The organism is Fluviicola taffensis DSM 16823, from assembly GCF_000194605.1.
GTDB lineage: Bacteria > Bacteroidota > Bacteroidia > Flavobacteriales_D > Crocinitomicaceae > Fluviicola > Fluviicola taffensis.
Genome location: NC_015321.1, coordinates 199,394 through 224,796, shown reverse-complemented (window position 1 = coordinate 224,796; position 25,403 = coordinate 199,394). Strand labels below are relative to the sequence as shown.

21 protein-coding genes are annotated in these 25,403 nt (G+C 35.4%); 8 read left to right on the top strand and 13 right to left on the bottom strand.

Annotated features, from left to right (window positions below; translation table 11 throughout):
- Positions 1 to 11: 11 nt before the first annotated feature.
- Genes FLUTA_RS01070 through FLUTA_RS01055 form a run of 4 tightly spaced genes read right to left on the bottom strand, consistent with a single transcriptional unit; the run spans position 12 to position 3,771 of the window.
- Positions 12 to 677 carry a hypothetical protein gene (locus tag FLUTA_RS01070; protein ID WP_013684999.1) on the bottom strand — a complete coding sequence of 222 codons (666 nt, stop codon included), beginning with the start codon at positions 675 to 677 and terminating at the stop codon, positions 12 to 14.
- Positions 677 to 1,543 (bottom strand): 6-hydroxymethylpterin diphosphokinase MptE-like protein, encoded by an 867-nt coding sequence (locus FLUTA_RS01065; RefSeq protein ID WP_013684998.1) that lies wholly within the window; start codon positions 1,541 to 1,543, stop codon positions 677 to 679. Before FLUTA_RS01065 ends, FLUTA_RS01070 begins: the two co-directional genes overlap by 1 nt.
- Positions 1,544 to 1,548: 5 nt before the next feature.
- Positions 1,549 to 2,694, bottom strand: coding sequence for a glycosyltransferase family protein (locus tag FLUTA_RS01060; RefSeq protein ID WP_013684997.1), 1,146 nt, complete (start codon positions 2,692 to 2,694; stop codon positions 1,549 to 1,551).
- Between the two features lie 3 nt (positions 2,695 to 2,697).
- Positions 2,698 to 3,771 carry an NAD-dependent epimerase/dehydratase family protein gene (locus FLUTA_RS01055; RefSeq protein WP_013684996.1) on the bottom strand — a complete coding sequence of 358 codons (1,074 nt, stop codon included), beginning with the start codon at positions 3,769 to 3,771 and terminating at the stop codon, positions 2,698 to 2,700.
- Between the two features lie 128 nt (positions 3,772 to 3,899).
- Between FLUTA_RS01055 and FLUTA_RS01050 the strand changes: the two genes are divergently transcribed.
- On the top strand, positions 3,900 to 5,399 hold the full coding sequence (locus tag FLUTA_RS01050) for a lipopolysaccharide biosynthesis protein (protein ID WP_013684995.1): 1,500 nt from the start codon (positions 3,900 to 3,902) through the stop codon (positions 5,397 to 5,399).
- On the opposite strand, the gene alaS is transcribed toward FLUTA_RS01050, so the two are convergent.
- From alaS to FLUTA_RS01030, 4 genes are all read right to left on the bottom strand, one after another.
- On the bottom strand, positions 5,396 to 8,011 hold the full coding sequence (gene alaS / locus FLUTA_RS01045) for an alanine--tRNA ligase (protein ID WP_013684994.1): 2,616 nt from the start codon (positions 8,009 to 8,011) through the stop codon (positions 5,396 to 5,398). The genes FLUTA_RS01050 and alaS overlap by 4 nt on opposite strands.
- Before the next feature lie 110 nt (positions 8,012 to 8,121).
- Positions 8,122 to 9,906, bottom strand: a complete 1,785-nt coding sequence (locus tag FLUTA_RS01040) for a hypothetical protein (RefSeq protein ID WP_013684993.1) — start codon at positions 9,904 to 9,906, stop codon at positions 8,122 to 8,124.
- Positions 9,903 to 11,072, bottom strand: a complete 1,170-nt coding sequence (locus tag FLUTA_RS01035) for an ABC transporter ATP-binding protein (RefSeq protein ID WP_013684992.1) — start codon at positions 11,070 to 11,072, stop codon at positions 9,903 to 9,905. Before FLUTA_RS01035 ends, FLUTA_RS01040 begins: the two co-directional genes overlap by 4 nt.
- 3 nt (positions 11,073 to 11,075) lie before the next feature.
- Positions 11,076 to 12,761, bottom strand: coding sequence for an ABC1 kinase family protein (locus FLUTA_RS01030; RefSeq protein ID WP_013684991.1), 1,686 nt, complete (start codon positions 12,759 to 12,761; stop codon positions 11,076 to 11,078).
- Positions 12,762 to 12,943: 182 nt separating this feature from the next.
- Between FLUTA_RS01030 and FLUTA_RS01025 the strand changes: the two genes are divergently transcribed.
- The 4 genes from FLUTA_RS01025 to FLUTA_RS01010 all read left to right on the top strand — a co-directional run bounded on the left by FLUTA_RS01025 (position 12,944) and on the right by FLUTA_RS01010 (position 18,968).
- Positions 12,944 to 14,551, top strand: a complete 1,608-nt coding sequence (locus FLUTA_RS01025) for an amino acid permease (RefSeq protein ID WP_013684990.1) — start codon at positions 12,944 to 12,946, stop codon at positions 14,549 to 14,551.
- A gap of 65 nt (positions 14,552 to 14,616) precedes the next feature.
- Positions 14,617 to 16,092 (top strand): APC family permease, encoded by a 1,476-nt coding sequence (locus tag FLUTA_RS01020; protein ID WP_013684989.1) that lies wholly within the window; start codon positions 14,617 to 14,619, stop codon positions 16,090 to 16,092.
- Positions 16,093 to 16,325: 233 nt separating this feature from the next.
- On the top strand, positions 16,326 to 18,248 hold the full coding sequence (gene dnaK / locus FLUTA_RS01015; protein ID WP_013684988.1) for a molecular chaperone DnaK: 1,923 nt from the start codon (positions 16,326 to 16,328) through the stop codon (positions 18,246 to 18,248).
- Between the two features lie 177 nt (positions 18,249 to 18,425).
- Positions 18,426 to 18,968, top strand: coding sequence for a hypothetical protein (locus FLUTA_RS01010; RefSeq protein WP_043023555.1), 543 nt, complete (start codon positions 18,426 to 18,428; stop codon positions 18,966 to 18,968).
- Positions 18,969 to 19,143: 175 nt separating this feature from the next.
- Here FLUTA_RS01010 and FLUTA_RS01005 read toward each other — a convergent pair whose 3' ends face one another.
- From FLUTA_RS01005 to menA, 5 genes are all read right to left on the bottom strand, one after another.
- On the bottom strand, positions 19,144 to 19,431 hold the full coding sequence (locus FLUTA_RS01005) for a type II toxin-antitoxin system RelE/ParE family toxin (protein WP_013684986.1): 288 nt from the start codon (positions 19,429 to 19,431) through the stop codon (positions 19,144 to 19,146).
- A gap of 1 nt (position 19,432) precedes the next feature.
- Positions 19,433 to 19,693: a hypothetical protein gene (locus FLUTA_RS01000; RefSeq protein ID WP_013684985.1), complete on the bottom strand. Its 261-nt coding sequence runs from the start codon at positions 19,691 to 19,693 to the stop codon at positions 19,433 to 19,435.
- Positions 19,694 to 19,786: 93 nt separating this feature from the next.
- On the bottom strand, positions 19,787 to 20,752 hold the full coding sequence (locus tag FLUTA_RS00995; protein ID WP_013684984.1) for an NAD(P)H-dependent flavin oxidoreductase: 966 nt from the start codon (positions 20,750 to 20,752) through the stop codon (positions 19,787 to 19,789).
- A 260-nt stretch (positions 20,753 to 21,012) separates the two neighbouring features.
- Positions 21,013 to 22,047 carry an o-succinylbenzoate synthase gene (locus FLUTA_RS00990; protein WP_013684983.1) on the bottom strand — a complete coding sequence of 345 codons (1,035 nt, stop codon included), beginning with the start codon at positions 22,045 to 22,047 and terminating at the stop codon, positions 21,013 to 21,015.
- A complete protein-coding gene (gene menA / locus FLUTA_RS00985; protein WP_013684982.1) occupies positions 22,035 to 22,949 on the bottom strand; it encodes a 1,4-dihydroxy-2-naphthoate octaprenyltransferase in 915 nt (304 codons plus the stop codon). The genes FLUTA_RS00990 and menA overlap by 13 nt, the downstream gene beginning before the upstream one ends.
- Positions 22,950 to 23,052: 103 nt before the next feature.
- Between menA and FLUTA_RS00980 the strand changes: the two genes are divergently transcribed.
- From FLUTA_RS00980 to FLUTA_RS00970, 3 genes are all read left to right on the top strand, one after another.
- Positions 23,053 to 23,742 (top strand): hypothetical protein, encoded by a 690-nt coding sequence (locus FLUTA_RS00980; protein ID WP_013684981.1) that lies wholly within the window; start codon positions 23,053 to 23,055, stop codon positions 23,740 to 23,742.
- Between the two features lie 232 nt (positions 23,743 to 23,974).
- Positions 23,975 to 24,925 (top strand): NAD(P)H-dependent flavin oxidoreductase, encoded by a 951-nt coding sequence (locus tag FLUTA_RS00975; RefSeq protein ID WP_013684979.1) that lies wholly within the window; start codon positions 23,975 to 23,977, stop codon positions 24,923 to 24,925.
- Positions 24,918 to 25,385: a DUF4442 domain-containing protein gene (locus tag FLUTA_RS00970; RefSeq protein ID WP_013684978.1), complete on the top strand. Its 468-nt coding sequence runs from the start codon at positions 24,918 to 24,920 to the stop codon at positions 25,383 to 25,385. The genes FLUTA_RS00975 and FLUTA_RS00970 overlap by 8 nt, the downstream gene beginning before the upstream one ends.
- Positions 25,386 to 25,403: the final 18 nt, after the last annotated feature.

Here is a 25,403-nt window from a genome sequence, read left to right as displayed (position 1 = left end):
GTCCATTGGATTTACTTACTGAAATTAAAATCACCTCGCTTAATTCGCCACCACATTTTAGAAACTAAAGACTTGTAAGATCTTGGAAATCTTTTGGAATAGGTTTCCAACCAATTTTCATCAATCACTTTTTTATAAGCAACTGGTGCGCAAATTAACGTGTCATCATGAAAGGTGATAAAATTAGTTGGTAGTTCTTGCATCAAATAGCGCATAACTGAATCAATAGTTGGGTAATTTTCGCCATGATCATGCGGATTTGGACCTAGGAAATACCTCAAATCATCAATTAAAATAACAGAATCTTTTACCTTGCTTGCTTGTTCCAATTCGTCCATAATTGGACATTCATTGTATTTACCACCTGTATTTCTTCCACACCAATGCCCGTCTAACCAAAAAACAGCACTGCCTTTTATAGATGGAATAATTTGAGGTAAAACGGTTTTGCTGTCTCCTAAATTGAAATGAAGATTTTTGATATGTTTAAACTTATTGGAAGTTTCGTTGAATATTTCCTCACTAATTTCAATGGTATGAACTTCTTTGAAAATAGTAGCAGCCCAAGAGCTCGTTCCGCCTAAATATGTTCCTGTTTCAATGAAGTTGTTTATGTTAAATTCCTTTGCCAATTTTTCTACCAAAGGTCTGTTAATACCAAAATTGATTACTCCCATTATATTTTTTTAAATTGGTCTAAAAATGATTCACTTGAATAATTGATTATTTCAATATTTTGGTTGATAGCAAATTTAGCAATTATATCAAATGAATAGAAGAAATGGTGAAAAATCAGGAAGATTTCGGAGGACGTAAATGTTCTGTTTTGACTTTTGTCTTTATAAAAAGGTTTGTAAGTAATTTCATCGTCATAAAAATGAGTTGATTTGAGACAAACGATGTTTTTTGCATCAACGATGATGTCCTGATGCTGATTCAAATCTATTCCTGCAATTTTTATTTTTTTGTATTTCATCTGAATGGCAAGCATAAGCGCCGGGATCGCCACGGTTGTTGGTCGTGGCATACCTAGTCCTAATTTGAAAAAGAAGTAGTTAAACCAATTATCACCGTTGAAATTCACATTGTTATAACCACTAATTGTAATTTTTTCATTAAAAAATTGTAGTTCCTGAATGATTTTTTGTGCTTTTTTGAGACTTTTATACGGTACAAAAAAGGTCAACTCCCAAGTTGTTTTTTCATATAAATTTCTGTAAAAATCTTTGAAAACGGAATCGCCTTCTGGTAGATTTACAAAAGAAGGGTCACAAATCACATAATAATTGGGTTTTAATTCTTGATATAATTCGGAATTACAAAAGAAATTAGTCACCATTATGTTAGAGGGGAATTCCTCTTTTTTTATTTTCTCTAAAGCGCTATTCAATGAAGGTCCATTTGCTAGTAATGCGATGGTATCACCATTATTTGGAGGGAATTTTTTGAACCATTTTGATAAAAACAAAATCTTGAAAAATGATAACACAAATTGTGAAAACGAACTAATAAAATTGCGGATTGCCAATGCTGCTTTTATCATACTTCTTATGACTGAGTAATATAATTTCCAATGAAACGGTAAGAATCGTTTACCATTTGCGTTAATTCTTTCGAATAAATAACTGCTCTTTCTGCTTTCTGTTGAATCAAATCTGTTGTAATATTCTGACAGAATTTTTGAATTTCAACATGCATTTCATGACTATCTGGAATAAACCAAGCGGCATCTTTAAACATGACCCAATTATCAGCTTCCTGATTACCGCAAAAAACAATCGATTTACCCATAGAAATGGCACTTACAGCTTTTGATGGAACAGCATAATGAGTAAACGAAGGAAGAAGTGTCACCATGTGAATATCGATATAAACCAATTGTTCTCTTGGAACGGATTTTACTAAAATTACTCCTGGTTTATTTTGAGCATACTCAATTAATGCTGGAGATTTACTGCCGTATAAGGCTAGTATTAATTGTTGGGATTCAGGTAAAACCGAATCAATCATGTATTTAATGAAATCAGGATTGTGAGCATCGTTTACATTTCCGCAATAACCAATAGTTGTTTTTGATTCATCGTACCAATCTGGAATACTTTTCGGAGGGTCTCCATCAAATGAACCACAGGGTAATAAGGTAACCGCAATCTCTTTTTTATAGCAAGTTTCGGTGATATATTTGGCTTGACTTGGTCCCAATGCGATAATGAAATCAGGATTATCTGAATATGTTTTTTTGACAATATGCTTGTAAATTGGACTTTCAGGTTTGATGTTTCCATTTGCCATCAACATTTCTGGAAATAAATCCAAATCCCAAATAGCGCGTTTTTGATCTTTTCTCAATCCGCGAGCTGCCCAAAATGGCAACATGGGTGGGGAAGTGGTAACAATATAAAGATCTGATTTTATTTTTCGCGCTTTCTTGATCAGAATGTATCCATCATAAAGCATCTTGAATAAACGCATAAATCCAACATTCTGGTCAAATTTATTTTTAATCTTTATCAGATTTCCAAGAGGTTCACGTTTTCGTCCGCCGTGTTCCGTTATCATATCAATGAACACAATATTGCATTCAATTTCAGGATAATTCTGTTGAAGAAATTCGACTAAATCACAAACGGATTCCCCATTAATATTCAAAGAAGGAGGATAATTCCGTGTAATAAAAGTCACTGATTTTTTCATAAACTAAACGCTTTTTGCAACGCGTCCTTTCATCGAATTATGAATTTGTGATACGATATCATTCAAATCGTATTTATAACTCCAATCGGGATAATGATCTTTGAATTTTTGAATATCACTGATGTACCAAATGTGGTCGCCAACTCGATTATCGTTCGTATACGAATAATTCATTTTCTTACCAGAAACCAATTCAATGGCATCAATTGCTTCAATCATAGAACAATTCGAAAAACGACTTCCTCCAGCATTATAAACTTCACCTTTTCGTGGATTTTGGTAGAAATGCCAAAACATATTTACCAAATCGTAGCTGTGAATGTTGTCTCGCACCTGTTTCCCTTTGTATCCGAAAATGGTATAATGATCACCGCTTAAATTGCATTTCACTAAGTAAGAAAGGAAACCATGCAACTTAGCTCCTGAGTGATTTGGACCAGTTAAACAACCACCTCTAAAAACAGCAGTGTTCATGTTGAAATATCTTCCGTACTCTTGAACCAAAACGTCAGCCGCCACTTTTGACGCTCCGAAAATCGAATGTGTTGTATGATCGAGTGACATTTGTTCGTCGATTCCTCGTTCAAAATAAGGATGAGAAGCATCAATTTCCCAACGTTTTTCCAATTCTACTAAAGGCAAGATATTCGGATTATCCCCGTAAACTTTGTTTGTAGAGGTGAAGATGAATACAGATTCTGGGCAATGATTTCTGCATAACTCCAGCATGTTCAACGTTCCAGTAGCATTTACTCCGAAATCCGTTAAAGGCTCTTTTGCCGCCCAGTCATGTGAAGGTTGAGCCGCAGCATGAATGATTAATTTGATATCTTTTCCGTATTCGCTGAAGATTTTTTCCAAACCAGCATGGTCGCGAATATCTATGTTGTAGTGTTTGTAATTGGAATAGTTATTTTTCAATTCTTCCACGTTCCAATTAGTAGAAGCTTCATTTCCAAAGAAATAAGATCGCATATCGTTGTCAATACCGATAATTAAATCAAATTTGTCAGCGCAAAAGATAACTGATTCACTTCCAATCAATCCTCCAGACCCTGTGATTAGTGCAATATTCATGATACTTTATTCCTTATTTGAAGTTATTTTAAGAGTATTCAAAAATAACCATTTTTATTCACATTGTGAAACGGGAAAACAAAGTGACTGTTGATAAAAAAGAGAAAATAATCCTTAATTTCGCACCAATGGGTTTGGTACAAAAAGATGCTTTCAGAACAATGATTATTTCCTATTTGGGAATTGTTTTGGGTTATCTGAATAAAGTATTCCTTTTTCTTTTATTGTTTAATCCAACTCAAATTGGATTAATTACTTTGATAATTTCAATTGGAACCCTATTTGCTCAATTGGCAAATTTTGGAGCAATTTTTACGGTTTGGAAATTCTTTCCCTTTTTTAAAAATCCAGAAAAGAAACATTTTGGTTTTCTTCCCTTTATTTTGTTGGTTGTTTCATGTGGAATTTTAGTTTTCACGATACTTTATGTGGTTTTTCGCAATCAAATTCAACATGAATATTCTGAAAATTCCCCCTTGTTCAATAACTATTATTACTGGACATTACCCATTGGGATTTCGTATGTAATTTTCCTAGTATTAGAAGCTTATCTGAGAAGTTTGTATAAGAATATTGTTGCGGTTTTTGCATATGAAATAGGATTGAGGGTCATGACATCTCTCTTGCTTATCTTGGTAATTCCGGGATGGGTTTCTTTTGATTCTTTTGTGATTCTACATAGCCTTTTGTACCTGATTCCAACGATTATTGTTTTGGTTTATCTGTATAGATTGAAGGAATTAAATTTGGCTTTTTCTGCGATTCAGATATCCAAACGATTTAAGAAAATTATCTTTCAATTTTCCTCCTTTTATTATTTGAACACACTTGGTGCAGTTTTGGTAAATTCATTGGATGTAATGATGATTGCCCAGTTAATTGGATTGGAAGGAGTGGCACTTTATTCCACAGTCATTTTATTAAGTAGTGTTATTCAAGTTCCTTATCGATCGATCATTCGGGTAAGTTCACCCTTGGTTTCTGATTATTGGAAACACCGTGAATTTGATAAAATGAAGGTTTTGTATCAGAAAGTAAGTTCTGTTTCGTTGGTGATAGGTTTAGCGATGTTTATATTAGCTTGGGTCAATATTGATTTCTTGTTTTCCTTTTTTAAAACGAAGTTTCCTGATTATCAGGATGGAATTTGGGTATTCCTTTTCATCATGATTGGAAAACTAGTCGATATGTATTTCGGGCTAAACGGCGCTATTTTCACCACTTCCAAGAAGTATAAATTTGAATTGATTTTTACTGTTGTTCTAATTGGTATTGTATATTCCTTGAATTTGGTAATGATTCCGAAATGGGGAATTGCAGGGGCTGCAATTTCAACTTCCATTGCTTTGTTGGTCTTTAATTTCGGTAGACTGATTTTTATTTGGGTAAGCTACAAAATTCATCCTTTCACCAAAAATCAGTTTATCATCATTGGCTTGGGAGTTGTAACATTAGTTGCAGGACATTTTACCCAAGGGCTTATAAACAACAAGTGGATTCAATGTTTGTTTGAATCCACCCTTGTAATTATCCTGTTTTTCGTTCCAATAATTGTCTTTTCACTTGAGAAGGAAACAATCAATTATATGAAGAAAGCACTGACGTTTATTCGTTCTAAAATCGGTTAAGCAATTTCTTGTTTCACCTTTTCGATTGCTTCTTTTAATCCGTTTGCATTTTTTCCTCCAGCTGTAGCGAAGAAAGCTTGTCCGCCTCCACCTCCTTGTATCAAAGAAGCCACTGATTTTACTAGGTTCCCTGCATTCCATCCTTTAGAAGAAACTAATGATTCATCCACTAGAACACTGATGGCACATTTGTCTTCTTCTTTGGAGCCGATGACAGCAAACAGATTTGGAACTTCACCTTTCAATTGGAATAAAATATCTTTTACCGAACCTGCATTCAAATCAATCAATGCATCGAGGTAAGAAAAATCTCCTTTGGAAATAATTTTTGTCTTCAAATCGGCTTTCACCAATTTCGCATGTTCTTTCTTGAAGTTCTCCACCTGCTTCTGAAGCTGGTTGTTTTTTGAAATCAAATCCTCTACGGCTTTTGAAACATCTTTCGGGTTCTTCAATAACTCATTTACTGATTTCAATTTCGATTCCTGATCAGCGTAATAACCCTCAACAGCGACATTGGTAATCGCTTCTATACGACGAATACCTGCAGCAACAGCAGATTCAGATTGAATTTTAAACAAGCCGATCTGACCAGTATTTTGAACATGTGTTCCTCCACAAAGCTCTATCGAATCTCCGAACTTAATCACACGAACAGTATCTCCATATTTTTCGCCAAATAATGCCATTGCACCCATTTCTTGAGCTGCATCAATTGGAACATTGCGACTTTCTTCTAATGATAAATTCTGACGAATTCCATCAATAACAATTGCTTCTATTTTTGCCATTTCTTCATCTGTCACTTTTGAGAAGTGTGAGAAATCGAAGCGCAAATAATTCGGATTCACCAAAGATCCTTTTTGCTCAACATGCGCTCCCAAAACAGTTCTAAGGGCATGATGTAATAAATGTGTTGCAGAGTGATTACTTGCAGATAAACGACGCGATTCTTCATTTACTCTTGCAGTGAATTGTCCATCAATTTTTTCTGGCAATTCATCTACTAAGTGAACAATCAATCCGTTTTCTTTTTTCGTATCAAAAATTGTCAATGATTCGTTGGCATTTGAAATTGTCCCAGTATCTCCAACCTGTCCACCACCTTCTGCATAGAAAGGAGTTAAGTTGAATACCAGTTGATAAAAAGAACGTTGTTTCTGTTTCACTTTACGGTATTTTACAATTTCTACCGTTGTAGTTAAATGATCATATCCAACAAACTCTTCTTCCGAATCTTTTTTCAAAACTACCCAATCATCAGTTTCAATACTCGTAGCAGCACGCGAACGTGCTTTTTGTTTTTGAAGTTCCGTATCAAAACCGTCTTCATCTACCAATAATTTGTTTTCTCGTGCAATCAAAGAAGTTAAATCGATTGGAAAACCGAAAGTATCGTACAATTCAAAAACTGCTGGACCTTGCAAAATAGTTTCTCTTGTTTTTCGTGCCTGAGCAATCAAATTGTCCATTCTTTTCAAGCCTTGTTCTAAAGTTCTAAAAAAAGAAAGTTCCTCTTCACGAATTACTTTTTCTACTAATTCACCTTGTTTGATTAATTCTGAGAATGGATCACCCATTACTTTTCCAAGAACAACAGACAAGCCAGAAAGGAAAGGTTCTTTTAATCCTAAAGTTTGGTAACCGTAACGAACTGCGCGTCTCAAAATACGACGAATCACATAACCAGCTCCTGTGTTGGAAGGTAATTGTCCGTCAGCAATAGAGAATGCAATAGCACGTACGTGATCTGCAATGACACGTAATGCGATATCCGTCGTTTCGTTTTCTCCGTATTTCTTTCCAGAAACCTGTTCCATGTGTTGAATCAAGGTTTGGAATAAATCGATATCGTAATTAGAAGTTTTGTCTTGAAGGGTCATTGCCAAACGTTCCAAGCCCATTCCTGTATCTACGTGAGTTGCAGGTAAAGGCTCTAAACTTCCGTCGGCTTTGCGATTGAACTGCATGAAAACGTTGTTCCAAATTTCAATCACTTGCGGGTGATCTTCATTCACATATTTTTTTCCGTCTTCTTTTGCTCTTTCGGTAGCAGGACGATTATCTACGTGGATTTCGGTACATGGTCCGCATGGTCCAGTATCGCCCATTTCCCAGAAATTATCCTTTTTGGAAGCCATGATAATACGGTCTTCAGCGATGAATCTTTTCCAGATATCATACGATTCCTGATCTTTTGGAACACCGTCTTTTTCGTCACCTTCAAAAACAGTAACATACAAGCGGTCTTTCGGAATTTTGTACACTTCTGTCAATAATTCCCAAGCCCAGGTAATCGCTTCTTCCTTGAAGTAATCTCCGAAAGACCAGTTTCCAAGCATTTCGAACATCGTATGATGGTACGTGTCGACACCAACTTCTTCTAAGTCGTTGTGTTTTCCAGAAACGCGTAAACATTTTTGAGAATTGGCGACACGACGGTTTTTTGGAACCGCATTACCCAAGAAAAAATCCTTGAATTGGTTCATTCCGGCGTTTGTAAACATCAATGTTGGGTCATTTTTGACAACCATTGGTGCTGAAGGAACAATTTGATGTCCTTTCGACGCAAAAAAATCAAAAAACTGCTTGCGAATTTCGTGTACTGTCATTTCTGTTAACTTGAGAACTAGTGTTCAATAATAATAAAGTCCACAAATTTAGTCGAATTAGTCAATTTTTAGACTTACGAAGAGCAACTATTTTCCAACAAACAGGCTTTTTAATCTGCTTTTGAAGTAATTGGTTTGATCAATTTCATAAAGAAGAGCATAGAAGCTAATGGAAGTAAAATTATAAATAGCGGATCTGTGAGCCAATAGAAAAGTAAGGTGTGTTTGGTGTACAGATTTCCGCAGGAAGAAAATACTTCTGTCCGTAACAAGTTATCGATTATCCAAAGCAATGCATGCGGTAAGAAAATGGTCAGAAAAAAACAGAGGTAAAAAGTAATGTTTAGAATGCGTTTATGAACCTTTTTTGAATAATAGAACAGGATAAGCAGTAAGTACATCAGGAACATGAATACCACAACCTGTGAGCTGACTTTTAGTTCTATATTGTAATTTGTCCCAAAACTGGAAAATCCTAAAATCAGAATATTTATGACGAGTAACAAACCACCAACTGGAATGGTTAATAATAAAGTAATCAACTCGCTGAATGAGCACAAAATAAACAAAAAAGAAAGGGCGATTGCAAGTGCTATCGAAGTTATTAGAGTCATCCAATTGATTGGAGCATGATAAGCAATTTTTACATTTTCATAAAGGCTATCTAGTTGTGCTTTTTGAATAAAAAAAGCGGGTTGATAATCTTCTGGATGAAAAAGCCGTTTTCTTTGATATTCCTCAAAGGAATGAAGTCGTTTTCTTTGCTTAAAAACTTTATCCATTCTCCAGTTTTCAGAGGATACTATATTGTCTAATCGAGTATATTCTGGATACTTGAATATATAATCAAGGATAGTATCGACTTCTAAATAATGTCTGATTTCATGCTTATTTAAGAATCCTTTATAGTTGTGAAGGAGTTTTGAGATGTCTTTTTGAGAAGCATTTTCCAAAAATTGGTTGAATTGTTCATTCATTTCCAATGTTTGAGTTCCATTCGTTGAATAATAATCGGAATAATAATGTTCAGAGAATCGGTATTTATACGAATCAAAAATAGAGTGCGAGGAAACCTTGAAATAGGATTTACTAACGACTTCGGAGCTGTAGTTTTTCAAATCAGATAACTCGTTTGTTGTCAAATCCGCATATTTTAACGGTTTTAAAACCAGAGTGATGTAATTAGGATGACATTCGTCTGCACTAAAAATTTCTTTGGTTTTCAGGAATTGAAATTTTCTATTTTCAACAGTAACGGTAGAGTTTGGATAGTTTTCAGGTAAGTATCTGATTCGCTTACTAAAATTACTTCCAGATTCATAAATGGTATTACTGGAGTTGTTCCATGTTGTATCGTCAGAATTCAATTCAAAAATCTGAACATCTGGAAATTTTAATTGGATGAGAGATTCTATTTCGTAGAGGTCGTTTCCGTCAGGTAAAAAAGCATGAGCAAGATTGATTGTATCGATTTCTTTTACGAGTTCTTCCAATGAAACCAACTCCTTCACTTTTTGCTTGACACCACTGTTGAAAGTAAAGTATGGCCAGCTTAAACTCCAAAAGATAATCACTAACTGGAAAAATAGTTTGGAAAAATAGAATCGTTGAAGCGGATAATAATTTTTGATTGCATTCTTCTTGAAATAGCTCAAGGCCCAGAAAGTAATTCCGATAATGAAGAAGATAACCTGGAAATAGTTTGCAAAGCTGCTCGTGAAGTAATAGTCAATATTCTGATAGTTTATGCGTCCTTGCGTCGTCTCGAAATATCCCCAGAAATAGAAGACAACAGAAAGGAAAATGCTGTAAAGAAGCATATAGCAAATTTTTGTATGCCACAAAAGAGGAAAGCGCTCCAGAAGGAATAAGTCAAATTTCTTGATTCTGTTCATGAGTTCGCTTTTTGAATGAAGAAACGTCTTGTTGATTTGGAAATATCTCTGACGTAGATCAGTTGAATATTATTGTTGATAAGTACTTGAAGTACTTCATTTATACACGATTTTTTATTAAAGTGTGCGATAAAAACTCCACCATTGAAATTTATTTTTTCCAAAGAGAGATGAAGTAATAGTTCTGATAACTGTTCCTTTTCAATCTCTAAATCCATCTCCAAAATAGTTTGAGATTCTTCCTCAGATGATTCACTTTCTCCGTTATGATTCACATAAATCGGTTTTCCGTTTTTTAGGAAAATCAGTTTGTCGGCAATTTTTTCTACTTCGAACAATTGCTGTGAACTCAGGACAATTCCCAGAGGGTTGGAAAGACTTTGACTCATGTTCTTTAAATCTTCCAAAACTAATTGCTGAGCCAAGACATCTAAATTTGCCAAAGGTTCATCGAGTAAGAGTAATTTGGGACGTCTTAAAAAGGTTCGTGCTAGCTCAAAACGCATTTTATATCCCGAAGAAAGTTCACTCCAAGCATGATTTCTAAATTTCCACAATCCGAATCGAATAATGTACATTAAGACTGTCAGTTCATTTTCTTCTTTAAATAATCCGTATTGAGTTGCGGTGAATTTCAGATTGCTTTTCAATGATCCGTACCATTTTGGCGTTCTTTGCGGAATATAAACGAGTTGTGTTCTCAGTTTATAATTAGTTGAATCTTCGAGTTGATAATCAATCGATCCAGAATCAAATGCTAAATCCTTTGCTAAAACACGTAGTAAAGATGTCTTTCCATTTCCGTTCTCACCAACTAATCCCCAAATCTCTCCTGCTTTCAATTCAATGTCAATTGGGCCGATTGAAAATGAACTTCTTGCATATTTCTTTTCGAGATTGCTAGTAGAAATAAGTGTTCCTCCAAAGCCTTTATCAGGGATTTGAATTCTTTCTAATTGAACAATTAATTGGTGTAGCTTATTGAGATATCCTTCTGTTTCAGTTGGATTTTCATCTTGCCAGCTTACAATCTCAATAACTTGAGAATAAAGATTTAGCTGCTGAGTATCTAAAACACAGTCAACCAATTTTCGAAACCCCAAATCAATATCTTGATTTAGCAAGTGATTTCGGCATTGATCAATTTTGATTTGAAATTTATTCATGGTTTATTTTGCCCTAAACATCAATCTAAGAACTACGAAAACGGAAATCACAACTGTTGTTACAAAGAATACATCTGGGAAATTTCCAAATGCTTCTTGCATAATTGGCTTTCCATTTTTATAGATAACCGTTTTGACATTGAAAATTTTCAATAGTGTGGCACAAATCAATAACATACCCAATAACATGATTGAACCGAAACGGTAAATATGCCTTCTAATTTCTGTATTACCGATTGTATTTCCTGTTTCGCCAAGTTTAATATTGTGCTGAAGTCCGCCTTCTTTGAAATTAGTGACGATTGTTTTAATATCCTTTGGAAGAGATTCAACGAGATACAAGTAATCTTCTGCCGAACTGACCAATTTAGATTTGATACTTTTCCAGCCAAATCGTTCTTTGATTTTATCTTTCGCATAAGGCTTCACCATTCCAATTAAGTCCAGCTTCACTTGAAGAGATTCTGCTACCTTTTGGATTGTTACCAAGGTTTTCAAAAGCATGTACAAACTGCTAGGAATCGAAATACCATATTTCATCAATAATTTGAATGTGTCAGTAAACAAGCCAGAAATGTCTACATCATCGTAGGTGTAGAAAGCGTATTTTTGATTTAATTCTCGAATCTCAAATTCCAAGCTTTCCAATTCACGTAAGTTTTCAACTTCTGTTAATTTCAACAATGCCTTGGCAATTTTGTGGGGATTCTTATCGGAAAACCCAATGAGGAAATCGATTAAACCATCAATTTGTTTGGGCTTTAAACTGGCGCACATCCCAAAATCGATTAAAACCAATTGGTTATTGCCGCGAATAAACATATTACCAGCATGTGGATCTGCATGGAAAAAACCATGTTTCAAAATCATTGTCAGGATAATATTTACGCCGTTTTCAGCAATTATTTTAGGGTCATATCCTTTTGTAACCAAGTTGGCTAGATTGTCGGGAGCTTCTCCAACAATATATTCCATGATTAAGAGCTTCGAAGTTGAATACTTGCTGTAAACCTTAGGTACATAAACGCGGTCATCGTCTTTAAACATGTTTGTAAAGCGCATCATGTTTGAAAGTTCATTCATGAAATCCAACTCTTTCAGCATGATTTCACCAAAATCCTCAATGAAAGTGATCAAATTGAAGTTGCTTATTTCAGGATATTGAGCTTGAATTTTTCGCGCGAAAATTTGTAAAAGCTTAATATCTAGTCTTATTTTATTTCGAATATTGGGGCGTTGTACTTTCAATACAACTTTTTCACCAGTAATCAGAGTTGCAGTATAAACTTGCCCAATAGATGCTGAAGCGATGTGTTTCTCGTTAAATTCAGAAAAAACGGTATCAATCGAAGCTCCAATTTCGTTTTCAATGATTTGGATTGCAATATCGTCAGGCATTGGTCGCGCCGAAGATTGCAATTTTTTCAATTCCGTTCTTAAACCTTCGGAGGCGATATCGGGTCTATCAGCAACGATTTGTCCAAATTTGATAAACGTTGGACCTAAATCTTCGATAATCAGGCGAAGTCTTTCAGAGCGTGTTTTTCTATTTTTACCTCTAGGATCAAAAATAAATCTGAGCGGACCAGTAGTGAGCCAGTTAGATATATAATGCCCGAGAATAATTCGGATAATAGATAGTAAACGAAAAAAGTTCTTAAGATTGGAGCTAAAACGAAAAATCCACATACTAGAAGGTTATATCTATCAAATGTAACTTAAAGTTTAGTAATCTAATGAATGATGCATTAAAATGAGAACAAATAGGCAGATTTTAGCATTCATTCACATTTTTTCTATCTTTAACGACTTGAAAACAAATTAACGGCTGTTTTATTACTCACAGCACAAAGAATTAACTAGTATAGCTTATGTCTAATATTTTCAAAAAGAAATCGATTTCATTATTATTAAAAGATGCGGCTGCAAACGAAGGCGGATTAAAGAAAACGCTGGGAGTGTGGTCCTTGATTGCATTAGGAATTGGAGCAATTATCGGGGCTGGATTATTTGTAAGAACTGCTGCTGCTGCTGGTGAAGCTGCGGGGTCAGGAGTAACTTTATCTTTTGCTTTAGCGGCAATTGGTTGTGCTTTTGCAGGTCTGTGTTATGCGGAATTTGCTTCTACTATTCCAATTGCTGGTAGCGCTTATACTTATTCGTATGCAACATTAGGTGAAATTGTAGCATGGATTATTGGTTGGGCACTTTTGATGGAATATGCATTGGGTGCTGCAACAGTTTCGATAGCCTGGAGCGAATATCTCAATAATTTGCTCGGAGGAGCCATACCCTATGAATGGTGTCATTCGCCATTCGAACATGTAAACAAGTTAATCGGAACTGAAAATATTACACTATTAACCAAAGAATTGGCGATGACAGCGAAGAATGGAGTTGTGATTCTTTCAGATGGTGAGTTAGCTAAATTAGCTCCTGAAGTTAAAGGTTTAGTTCAGACTACTTCAGGTTATTTGAATGCTCCTGCATTGGCTATTTTATTCTTAGTGACTTTATTATTAATTAAAGGAACTCAAGAATCTGCATTTATTAATGGAATCATGGTTTTCTTAAAAGTTGCTATTGTATTGGTATTCATATTTTTAGGGTGGCAATTTATTAATCCAGCTAATCATACACCTTATTTAATTCCTGAAGGAGTTGAAAATCATGAAGGTATTTTCCAACATGGTTGGGGAGGTATTGTTGGTGGTGCTGCAATTGTATTCTTTGCATTTATTGGATTTGATGCCGTTTCTACGGCTGCTCAGGAAGCAAAAAACCCGAAACGGGATATGCCGATCGGAATTTTGGGATCCTTAGTGATTTGTACAATTCTCTATATTCTTTTTGCTCACGTACTTACAGGTGTTGCTCCATGGGAAGAGTATGAAAAAGCAGGTAAAGAAGCTTCCGTTGCTTATGCAGTTAATACATATATGCCTGGATACGGTTGGTTGGCAACAAGTATCACAATTGCAATTTTAGCAGGATTCTCTTCTGTAATTTTAGTGATGTTGATGGGACAATCTCGTGTGTTTTATTCGATGTCTAAAGATGGATTGATTCCTAAAGTGTTTTCTGATTTGCACCCGAAATTTAAAACACCCTATAAATCAAATATTATTTTGTTTGTATTGGTAGGGTTATTTGCTGCGTTTGTCCCAGGAAGTGTCGCTGGTGATTTAACATCATTCGGAACCTTATTCGCGTTCGTTATCGTTTGTGCAGGTATTATTGTCATGCGTAAAAAATTCCCAAATTTGGAACGTCCCTTTAAAACACCTTTGGTTCCACTGGTTCCTATTTTAGGAATTTTAGTGTGTACATTTATGATTGTAGCATTAGACTTAACAACACTAACTGTTGCTGGAATTTGGATGTTTGTAGGCTTCTTGATTTATTTTACATACGGTAAACGTAATAGTAAAATCGATCAAGAACAAGAACGAGAAAATAAAATGGATAATCCAGAATAAGAATAAATTAAAGCATTTAAGGTCTCGTCTGCCACATCGTGGACGGGACTTTTTTATTACTACAAATGGAAGAAAACAACACTAAAAAATCACTCGGACTACTTGATGCAACCTTCTTAGTTGCGGGAAGTATGATTGGTTCAGGAATATTTATTGTTTCGGCAGAAATGTCGCGTGATTTAGGAAGTTCTGGCTGGTTGCTTTTTACTTGGTTAATCACGGGAGTTATTACTCTTTTTGGAGCTTTGAGTTACGGTGAATTGGCAGCGATGTTTCCAAAGGCTGGCGGACAATTCGTTTACATTCGGGAAGCTTGGGGGAAATTACCTGCTTTTTTATATGGCTGGACGACTTTTGCAGTGATTCAAACCGGAGTTATTGCGGCTGTGGCAGTTGCTTTTGGAAAGTTTGCAGGAGTTTTCTTTCCTGTTTTAGTAGATCAAACAATTCTAGAATACGGTTCGATTAAGATTAACGGAGCCAATTTTGTTGGAGTTGGGACGATTCTAATTCTAACCTTGTTAAATGTTCGTGGAATCAACTACGGAAAGATTATTCAGGCTGTTTTCACTAGTTCCAAATTGATTGCATTGGCCGTCTTAATTGTTGCTGGAATAGTCGTTGGATTTTCCTCTGGTTTTTTTGACGAGAATTTTCAAAACATGTGGGAAGCTAGTTCCATCAAAAAAGCAGAAGATGGTTCTTGGTTGTCGGCCGTTGATCTCTCAACTGTTGGGTTAATGATTGTACTCTCTACCACGATTATCAATTCGTTGTTTTCTTCGGATGCATGGAATAACGTGACATTTATTGCTGGAGATATTCGCAATCCTGAAAAGAATTTGCCGCGTTCTTTGTTCTTAGGAACATTCATTGTTACCATTTTATACATTTTGGCGAATGTGTCTTATTTGGGATTACTTCCGCTTCATGGATCTCCTTTTGAAGGCGATTTTGTGTACACCAAAGAAGCAGTTCAGTCAACTGGGATTCAATTTGCAAGTTCAGATCGAGTAGGGACTTCAGCTGCATATATGTTATTTGGAAATGTAGCGAATTACCTCATGGCAATCCTAATCATGATTTCCACTTTTGGATGTAACAATGGAATCATTATGGCTGGATCTCGGTTGTTTTATGCCATGTCGAAAGATGGATTGTTTTTTCAAAAAGCAAGTCGAATCAATCGATTTGGAGTTCCTGCGTGGGCTATGTGGATCCAAAGCCTTTGGGCAATTGCATTGTGTTTTTCAGGTTCTTATGGGATTTTAATCAAGTTCGCGACTTTTGGTTCCATGATCTTTTACATCGTTACGATTTTAGGTTTATTCAAGTTAAGAAGAACCATGCCTGATGCAGTGAGACCTTACAAAGCATTTGGTTATCCAGTTATTCCGTTTTTGTATTTGGTTTTTGCAACAGTGATTTGTGTTTCCTTGACTATTTTTACTTTTTGGGATACATTCGGAAGTATTGTCTTAATACTTGCAGGTATTCCGATTTATTATTTGGTGTTTAAAAAGAAAGAGTCTTCAAATTAATCCATCATGGTTCGCTATTTAGCGAATTGACTAATTGGCTTCCTAATAACAATCGAGATGGCAAGTTTTGTGACAAAATGACATGGATAATTGTCTTGATTGGGTAAGTTCGTCAGTTATTTTTGGCTCCAAGGTTTTAATACTGACATTTTTGACAGGAAATTTATCCAAATAGTCACTGGCACAACCTTTGACTTATGGAAGGAAATTCGAAAAACGAAAAATAAATTAAAATGGGAAAAATAATTGGAATCGATTTAGGAACAACAAACTCATGTGTTTCCGTAATGGAAGGAAATGAGCCGGTTGTAATCGCAAATTCTGAAGGTAAACGTACAACACCATCTGTTGTAGCATTCGTAGACGGTGGTGAACTAAAAGTTGGTGATCCTGCAAAACGTCAGGCGATTACCAACCCAACAAAAACAATTTACTCGATCAAACGTTTCATGGGATCATCTTTTGACGATGTGAAATTGGAAACTGGGCGTGTACCTTACAAAGTAGTAAAAGGCGATAACAATACTCCACGTGTGGATATTGACGGACGTATGTATACTCCACAAGAAATTTCTGCAATGGTTCTTCAAAAAATGAAGAAAACTGCTGAAGACTATTTGGGCCATGAAGTAACTGAAGCAGTTGTAACTGTTCCTGCATACTTTAATGATGCGCAACGTCAAGCAACGAAAGAAGCTGGTGAAATCGCTGGTTTAACAATCAAACGTATTATCAACGAGCCTACAGCTGCAGCGTTAGCTTACGGTTTAGATAAAAAAGGAATTGACCAAAAAATTGCAGTATTCGACTTTGGTGGTGGTACGCATGACGTTTCTATCCTAGAATTAGGTGATGGAGTGTTTGAAGTATTGGCTACAGATGGTGATACTCACTTAGGTGGTGATGATGTGGATGATGCAATCATTAACTGGTTAGCTGAAGAGTTTAAATCAGAAGAAGGTTTGGATTTACGCCAAGATCCAATGGCATTACAACGTTTGAAAGAAGCTGCTGAGAAAGCAAAAATAGAATTGTCTTCTACAACTTCTTCTGAAATCAACTTGCCATACATTATGCCAGTGAATGGTATTCCAAAACACTTGGTAAGAACTTTACAACGTTCAAAATTCGAGCAATTGATTGCAACTATCGTTGAAAGAACTATCGCTCCATGTCGTTCTGCTCTTAAAAATGCTGGATTGTCAACAAGTGATATCGACGAAATTATTTTGGTTGGTGGATCAACACGTATTCCGATCATTCAAGATGCAGTTCAACGTTTCTTCGGAAAAGCGCCTTCAAAAGGTGTTAACCCGGATGAGGTTGTAGCAGTTGGTGCAGCAATTCAAGGTGGTGTATTAACAGGTGAGGTGAAAGATGTCTTGTTATTAGACGTTATTCCTTTGTCTTTGGGTATTGAAACAATGGGTGGAGTTTTCACGAAATTGATTGAGTCAAATACAACTATTCCAACGAAAAAATCGGAGACTTTCTCAACAGCAGCAGATAACCAACCAGCAGTAGACATTCACGTATTGCAAGGTGAACGTCCAATGGCAACGGATAACAAAACTTTGGGTCGTTTCTCATTGACAGATATTCCACCAGCGCGTCGTGGTGAGCCACAAATTGAAGTAACATTCGATGTAGATGCTAACGGAATCATGCATATTTCTGCAAAAGACAAAGGAACTGGAAAAGAGCAATCAATTAAAATTGAAGGGTCTTCAGGTTTGTCTGACGAAGAAATCAAACGTATGAAAGCAGAAGCGGAAGCAAATGCAGATGCGGATAAAAAACGTATGGAAGAAGCAGAGAATTTGAATAAAGCGGATTCATTGATTTTCCAAACTGAGCGTCAGTTGAAAGAGTATGGAGATAAAATTCCTGCTGACAAAAAACAACCAATCGAAGATGCTTTAGCAGCGTTGAAAGTGGAGTTTGATGCAAAAAACATGGCGAACTTGGAACCAGCAATGGAACGTTTAAACACAGCTTTCCAAGCAGCTTCTCAAGAAATGTACAACGCAGCAAACGCTGGTGGTGCAGATCAAGGAGCTCAAGGTGGTAACGCTGAAGGAAATGCAGGTGATGAAGTAACTGATGTTGATTTCGAAGAAGTGAAAGAAAACGAAGGTGAAAACGAAAAGAAGTAAGGATAAATCTTCAAATAGTAAAAAATCCGTTGGTCATTGATCAACGGATTTTTTGTTTTTTATTAAGATTACTACCCTTTGGGATGGCGATGCCAGCAAAAGTATACCTTTAGATGTTAAAACTAAAAAACCTTGTAATGTGAGTGACTGGTAATTAATATTTGAATAGTTATGAGAATGAATTTAAAAATAGCAGCGTCTATGATTTTTCTATTATATGCATGCGAAATGGGAACCAAACCAATGTTCGACAAATGTGAAGAAAGACCACAAACATTAAAAGAACAGTTTTTTGTTGATAGTTTAAATTCGGTTTATAATAATCACGCATCAATTTTAAGAGTTGATTATCAATATAAACCTAATTATAAATTGACTTGCGAGGATGATGGTAAAAAATACTATTTAAATCTTTTGGGATTAATGGATAGCCAAATGAATGATACTGCTTTTAGACGACAATTAGCAAAAGATTTGTCTTTTAGATTATACAATAGGGTTCTGGAGGATTCTATAAAATATTTCATCAATAGCTTTGAAGTCTCAATTGGTAATTTTGATAGTGAATACGATAAGCGTTTCAATATCGATTTCACAATTTATAAATCAGACATTGAAAATTATATAGGATCAAAACTAATGGTGAAAAATAAGAGTTTTTTTTATAAAAAAATCCAAAAAGTTTATGAGTTAAAATATGTAGAAAAGATTGAAAATTAGGCGGTAATGCATCAAATTGTCAACTCTTTATATTCCTCCAAAATTTCATCTTCCAAAACAAGAAAAAAGTCTGCATATATTCTCAGACAAGTTGGCGGAAAGACAATTCGCGTATAAGAACAGTGGAGAGAATAAGGCGTATTAAAATCCTATCCTTTGAAACGATAATCAGAGATTACTTTAATTTACGTGGATTGTTTCTGTTATCCCAAAAGAGCAGTAAGCGTATCTTTTTCTTACTGTCTATGCGATAAAACAAAGTGCTGTGTGGATGAATAACCGCTTTTCTAGCACCTTTAAGTAATTTTGTTTCGGGGTATGCTTTTGGAAATTCAGCAATTGCGGTAAGCGTTTCTAATACTTGAATAACAAAAACATCTTCTTCCTTTTGTGAGAAATGTTTTCCAATATAATTCGTTATTTTATCTAGAGAATTTTCGGCTCTCTTATTCCAAATAATCATATTAGAGATTCAAATGCGGATACTGTTTTCTGAACTTCTTAAGCATCACTTCATGAGGTATACCAACATCGGTTCCATTGTCTGCTTCCTCAATTGCCAAACGCAATTCTTCCAATACATGTTCTGGAAGCTCCTCAGCCCAATCTGTTTTTTTTTCTTTTTTTAAACTACGAGCATACTCTAACACCTTTGAGACAAAAGTTTTATCTTCAGATTCTACAATCATCTGAACCAAGTTTAATTTATTTTCTGCCGCGCTCATAAACCAAAGGTAAGAAAAAAATGTTAGTTTTTTTATTCTAAGCAAACGTAAGTGCGAGTTGTTTGGGACGTAAGAACATTGATTGATAAGTTCTTAACTGTATTTCAAACCCTCCAGCTTCCGCTGATTCTCCAAAAGTGTTTCTTTGTATTCCCTTTTCAATTCATTCACAAGATTTGCAACTGATTCTACCTTTTCAATGCCAGTTGTACCTTGTCCTGCAGACCAAATATCTTTCCAAGCTTTGCTATGTTCATCTGATAATTTCGAGAAATCTTCTTCTTTCTTTTCAGTGAGATCCACTCCTGACTTTTCAATGCTAGGCAAAAGGAAATTTGCGTTGACACCTGAAATTCCATCTGTGTAAATAATGTCTTCAATATGTGAAGCAACAAGCATTTTTTTATAATCTGATTGCGCCAAGCTTTCTTCGGTAGCAATGAATCGAGTTCCCATATATGCGAAATCAGCACCCATATTTTCAGCTGCAAGAATGTCTTTTCCTTTGGTAATTGTACCAGCGAGAATTAATGTTCCGTCGTAAAAAGATCGAATTTCTTCTACTAATGCAAATGGATTTGCCGTTCCCCCGTGTCCACCAGCACCGTTTGCAACAGCTATAATTCCATCAACTCCCGATTCAATGGCTTTTTCAGCATGTCGTTTTTTGATCACATCGTGGAAGACCAATCCGCCGTAACTGTGTACTGCATCTACGACTTCTTTCACAGCTCCCAATGAGGTAATGATTATAGGAACTTGGTATTTGACACACAATTCTAAATCAGGCATTAATCTAGGATTGGTTTTGTTTACGATTAAATTCACACCAAAAGGAGCTGGTTTTATTCCCGTTTCTTCTTCGAATTGTTTTAATGTATTTGTGATTTCGATCAACAATTGTTCAAAAGCTTCGGAAGTTCTTCCGTTCAAAGAAGGAATCGTTCCTACAATACCGTTTTTGCAACTTTCTATTGCTAATTTACTTCCAGAAACTAGAAACATCGGTGATACAATAACTGGAAGTGTCAATCTGTTTTTAAGTTCTGTGATAGTCATAATTTGTGTTTTTTTGAACGAGTGTTTGTAACTGAAAATTACGGATAAATCGGATAGAGAAGTAAAATATTAAACTGAATAATCTTGTTTATTTCATTTATTAAGCAAGCATACAATTATGAATTCCAAGCAATTTTAAACCAATGAGTAGTCATGAATATAGCATCGTTTGTATATTTTTTAAACAAAGCTCATTGATAAATGACTTATTTTCAGTGTTCATCCGTGGACTTTCGTGGGAAATAATATTGGAAAATCTCTTACTTTAAATAATACAAATTCCCTTTTTCAATCTTTAAAGGAGCTTCAAAATTCGTTTCATACAATCCGCCGGTTCCTAAACCTTGCGGTAAATTTGGATTGTAAGTTGCTGTAAATTGAGCAATTGCATTTAAACCGATATTGCTTTCCAAAGCGGAAGTAATCCACCATGGAATCCGTCTTGCTTCGGCTAATTCGATCCATTCACTTGTTCCGCTGAATCCTCCGTGAAGACTCGGTTTCAGAATGATGAACTGAGGTTTGATAGTTTCCAGTAAATCAATTTTTCGCTCTATTTGATTGATTCCGATTAATTCTTCATCCAAAGCAATGGGCAAAGGAGTTTTCTTACAAAGAGATTTCATTTCATTCCAGGAACCAGCTTTAATGGGCTGTTCTATGCTGTGTAAATCGAGTTTTGCCAATTCTTCCAATTTCCAAAGTGCATCTTCCAAAGTAAAAGCACCGTTTGCATCTACACGAAGCACAATTTGCGAAGCATCATAACGAGTGCGAATTCCTTCCAATACTCTCAGTTCTTGTTTGAAATCGATGGCACCAACTTTCAATTTAATGCATGAGAATCCAGCAGCCAATTTTTCGGCTATTTGATCTTGCATATAACTTACTTCGCCCATCCAAATCAATCCATTGATTGGAATATTGAATCCGGAAGGATTTTTGGCAGAATCAAAATAAATTCGCTTTCCTTCATTTTTCAGGTCGAAATAAGCACTTTCTAATCCGAAAAGAATGGAAGGATAACCGGCTAACAGTTCTCTGTTTTCGATGAAATGAGTGGGATTTTGGCAAATTTCAGTCAATTTAAACTCGTATTCCTTGTCAGAACTATAATCAGGAGATAAGCCTGGTATTACCGAACATTCGCCTAAACCAATTATACCCTCTGAATTAGCTAGTTTAAGCTTCCAGCCTTGCTTTTGAGTTAAAACACCGCGACTTGTTCCACTTGGGAGTTTAAAGTCCAGTGTGAATGCTTCAAAAGAAGCCTTGAGTTGATTTAAAGAACCCATTGGTTAATAGAAACACTAATAACGTAAAGAATACTGATGAAAAAGGTTCCAAGAGCTACGATTTTCAATTGGGAATCCAATTCTTTTGGAACGGTATTCTTCGAAACAAAGAGTAGGTGTTTGATAAAAAGAATAATTGGAATTAAAGAAATGAATCCGAGCCAATTTTTAGTGAAAATCAAAAATAAAATCCAGCTAGTGAAAGCACTAAGAATTAGAAAGTAATGGTATTTTTTTGCATTTGAAGCACCGAGTTTCACAACTAGAGTTCTTTTGCCAACCTTTTCATCATTTTCACGATCTCTTAAGTTGTTTAAATTAAGAACAGCTGTACTTAGAAAACCGATTGTAATTGCTGGAAAAATTAAAATCCAAGAAAGAGTATCTGAAAACAGAGGATAAACTCCAATAACACTGACCAATCCAAAAAAGATGAAAACAAATAAATCACCCATTCCGTTGTAACCGTATGCTTTTTTTCCAATCGTATAAGTAATTGCAGCTAAAACAGATGCTATTGCTAGTCCAATATAGATATAAACGCTTGATATAGATAGATTTTTCGTTCCAAAATAAATCAAGAATCCAGCGCTTATAAATGACAAAACGGACGTCAATATAACGGCGCTTTTCATGGCCGATTTAGAAATCGCTCCTGACTGAACAGCTCGCATCGGACCAACTCGATCTGAATTGTCAGCTCCTTTTAGTGAATCTCCTAAATCGTTTGCAAGATTAGAGAGAATTTGAAATAAAAGAGTTGTAGATAATGCCAAAGAGAAAATAATCGGATTCCAGAAACCTTGAAAAACGGCAATAAATGAACCAACAAGTATTCCGGAAATTGATAATGGAAGTGTTCTTAAACGAAGCGCACTAATCCAATCAGATGAATTTGCCATGCTCAAATTTCGGTATTTTATCTCATCGATCTGTTATTTGATGAGACAAAAAGAATAGAATAATGAAAAAATATCCTTTCTTTGCTTCAATTAAACTTAATTTATGAAAAAACTAATAGGAATTTTTATTCTTTCTGTCGTTTCATTTGCTACCTATTCACAAGATGATGAAGAAGCAACAAGCAGAAATTTCGTGCTCAAATTTGCACCTACTCAAATTGTGGCAGGAGAGCTTAATTTCAGCTACGAGCAAAGAATAGCTAGAATCATCAGTTTGGAGTTAGAAGTTGGACCAACAATTTCTCAATTCGGATTAAACTTTGGAAATCAAAAATTGTGGAGAGGATCAGACGGTTTGGGGATTTGGAATTTCGACCCAATTTCTTACGATGCTTCTTCTGCGATTGGTTTTCATGTTTCCTTAGCACCAAGATTTTACCCTGCTTCAGATGATAATCTTTTGAAAGGACTTTATTTATCTCCTGTCTTTAAATTTAGACAATACAATTATAATATTGAAGATAATCAAGGATTACTGGATGATGAAACATCAAGAATCAATCAAGGGATTTTCAGATTTAACTTTGGTTTACAGTTTTGGCCAAAAGGAGGTAAGTTTAGTATCGATATGTTCTTTGGAATTGGTTTAAGTACATTCAATCTTAAAGATCATCAAGCTATTGGAGAATATGACCCTGTAACGATGGATTATACGACTAAATGGGTTGAAACTACAGATAAAGGAGTTAGATTTAATGCTGCTACAGGCATTAAATTTGGATTTGGAATGTAATTCAATAAAAAAACAGCTTTATAATAAGCCTTTCGGAGAAATTCGGGAGGCTTTTTTGTTCATTCAAAATAGAGAATCCCGATTGGTCGGGACAAGTAGTAAAATTGAAAAGTTTTTTAATTCAACTCAACTGTTTTTCATTCCGGTAGCTATCGAAACTTAAATTCATATTTTTAATTATAATATGCACGCATAATTTATTTTATATATATTTGAAAGTAATCAATTGAAAATGGAAAAGTTAGCGCTGAGCAAATTATTGAATATCGAATATCCAATTATCATGGCACCGATGTTTTTGGTTTCCAATGAAGAAATGATTGTTGCTGGAATCGAAAATGGAATTGCAGCGGCTATTCCAGCATTAAATTACCGATCTACTGAACTTTTACGCGAAGGATTGAAACGGATGAAGACTTCTGTAAAAGGACCTATTGGAATTAATCTAATCGTCAATGCGTCTAATATTTACATGGAAGAACAATTACGGATTTGTGTGGAAGAAGGCGTTGATTTTTTTATTACTTCATTGGGTTCTCCCAAAAAGGTGATTGAAGTAGCTCGAGAAAAAGGAATAAAAGTTTTCTGTGATGTAACAGATGTTGAGTATGCAAAAAAGGTAGCAGATTTGGGTGCAGATGCAGTCATTGCTGTTAACAACAGAGCAGGAGGACATGCAGGTAAAATCGACCCGAAAGCATTGATTCAAACGATCAAAAAAGCGGTTTCTATTCCCGTTATTTCAGCGGGTGGAGTGGGAACAAAAAAAGAGATGGATGAATTGATTGCTGCTGGTGCAGATGGTTTTTCTATTGGTTCCATTTTCATCGCATCCAATGAAGCGGGCGTTTCGAAAGAATACAAACAAGCGTGTGTAGATTATGGTGAAAAGGATATCATTATGACTTCAAAACTTTCAGGAACACCATGTACAGTTATAAATACGCCATATGTCCAAGAAATTGGCACAGAACAATCCTGGATTGAACGATTTTTGAATAAGAACAAACGCTTGAAAAAATGGGTGAAAGCGTTGACATTTTACCGGGGAATGAAATCTTTGGAAAAAGCTGCTTTTAGCGCAACCTATAAAACGGTTTGGTGCGCTGGACCAAGTATTGAACACGTGAAAGAAATAAAATCAGTGAAAGAAATCATTCAAAGCCTTGTCTCTCATGAATAAATCATCGATTAAAAAATACGCACTGATGTTGCGTCTCATGGGAATTTTCAAGATTCCAATGATTGGTTATGTACGTCCGAGATTGCAAAACATTACAGATGAAGAAGTAGTTGTAAAAATTAAATTGTGTAGGAGAACAAAAAATCATCTAAAAAGTATGTATTTCGGATCTTTGGCTGTTGGTGCAGATGTAACAGCAGGATTGCATGCGTTCTATTTTTGTGATGAATTGAATGTGAAACCATCATTTGCTTTTAAGGGAATGAAAGCAGAATTTTTGAAACGCGCGGAAACGGATATCGTGTTTACTTGTACAGAAGGATTAGTTATTAGAGAACAAGTACTGAAAGCAATTCAGACAAATGAACGACAAAATCATTGGGTAAAAGTAACAGCTAAAGATTTGAATGGGGAAGTAGTTGCTCTATTTGAGATGGAAATCTCCGTCAAGATAAAGTGATTCGAAGTCACTTTTGCA

Coding starts and splice junctions, on each gene's coding strand:
- FLUTA_RS01035 (WP_013684992.1), bottom strand. CDS start 11,072: ATGAATAAATTTCAAATCAAAATTGATCAATGCCGAAATCACTTGCTA.
- FLUTA_RS01030 (WP_013684991.1), bottom strand. CDS start 12,761: ATGTGGATTTTTCGTTTTAGCTCCAATCTTAAGAACTTTTTTCGTTTA.
- FLUTA_RS01025 (WP_013684990.1), top strand. CDS start 12,944: ATGTCTAATATTTTCAAAAAGAAATCGATTTCATTATTATTAAAAGAT.
- FLUTA_RS00970 (WP_013684978.1), top strand. CDS start 24,918: ATGAATAAATCATCGATTAAAAAATACGCACTGATGTTGCGTCTCATG.
- FLUTA_RS00995 (WP_013684984.1), bottom strand. CDS start 20,752: ATGACTATCACAGAACTTAAAAACAGATTGACACTTCCAGTTATTGTA.
- FLUTA_RS01020 (WP_013684989.1), top strand. CDS start 14,617: ATGGAAGAAAACAACACTAAAAAATCACTCGGACTACTTGATGCAACC.
- FLUTA_RS01060 (WP_013684997.1), bottom strand. CDS start 2,694: ATGAAAAAATCAGTGACTTTTATTACACGGAATTATCCTCCTTCTTTG.
- FLUTA_RS00990 (WP_013684983.1), bottom strand. CDS start 22,047: ATGGGTTCTTTAAATCAACTCAAGGCTTCTTTTGAAGCATTCACACTG.
- FLUTA_RS01000 (WP_013684985.1), bottom strand. CDS start 19,693: ATGAGCGCGGCAGAAAATAAATTAAACTTGGTTCAGATGATTGTAGAA.
- alaS (WP_013684994.1), bottom strand. CDS start 8,011: ATGACAGTACACGAAATTCGCAAGCAGTTTTTTGATTTTTTTGCGTCG.
- FLUTA_RS01050 (WP_013684995.1), top strand. CDS start 3,900: ATGGGTTTGGTACAAAAAGATGCTTTCAGAACAATGATTATTTCCTAT.
- FLUTA_RS01010 (WP_043023555.1), top strand. CDS start 18,426: ATGAATTTAAAAATAGCAGCGTCTATGATTTTTCTATTATATGCATGC.
- FLUTA_RS01070 (WP_013684999.1), bottom strand. CDS start 677: ATGGGAGTAATCAATTTTGGTATTAACAGACCTTTGGTAGAAAAATTG.
- FLUTA_RS01065 (WP_013684998.1), bottom strand. CDS start 1,543: ATGATAAAAGCAGCATTGGCAATCCGCAATTTTATTAGTTCGTTTTCA.
- FLUTA_RS01005 (WP_013684986.1), bottom strand. CDS start 19,431: ATGATTATTTGGAATAAGAGAGCCGAAAATTCTCTAGATAAAATAACG.
- FLUTA_RS00980 (WP_013684981.1), top strand. CDS start 23,053: ATGAAAAAACTAATAGGAATTTTTATTCTTTCTGTCGTTTCATTTGCT.
- FLUTA_RS00975 (WP_013684979.1), top strand. CDS start 23,975: ATGGAAAAGTTAGCGCTGAGCAAATTATTGAATATCGAATATCCAATT.
- FLUTA_RS01040 (WP_013684993.1), bottom strand. CDS start 9,906: ATGAACAGAATCAAGAAATTTGACTTATTCCTTCTGGAGCGCTTTCCT.
- FLUTA_RS01055 (WP_013684996.1), bottom strand. CDS start 3,771: ATGAATATTGCACTAATCACAGGGTCTGGAGGATTGATTGGAAGTGAA.
- dnaK (WP_013684988.1), top strand. CDS start 16,326: ATGGGAAAAATAATTGGAATCGATTTAGGAACAACAAACTCATGTGTT.
- menA (WP_013684982.1), bottom strand. CDS start 22,949: ATGGCAAATTCATCTGATTGGATTAGTGCGCTTCGTTTAAGAACACTT.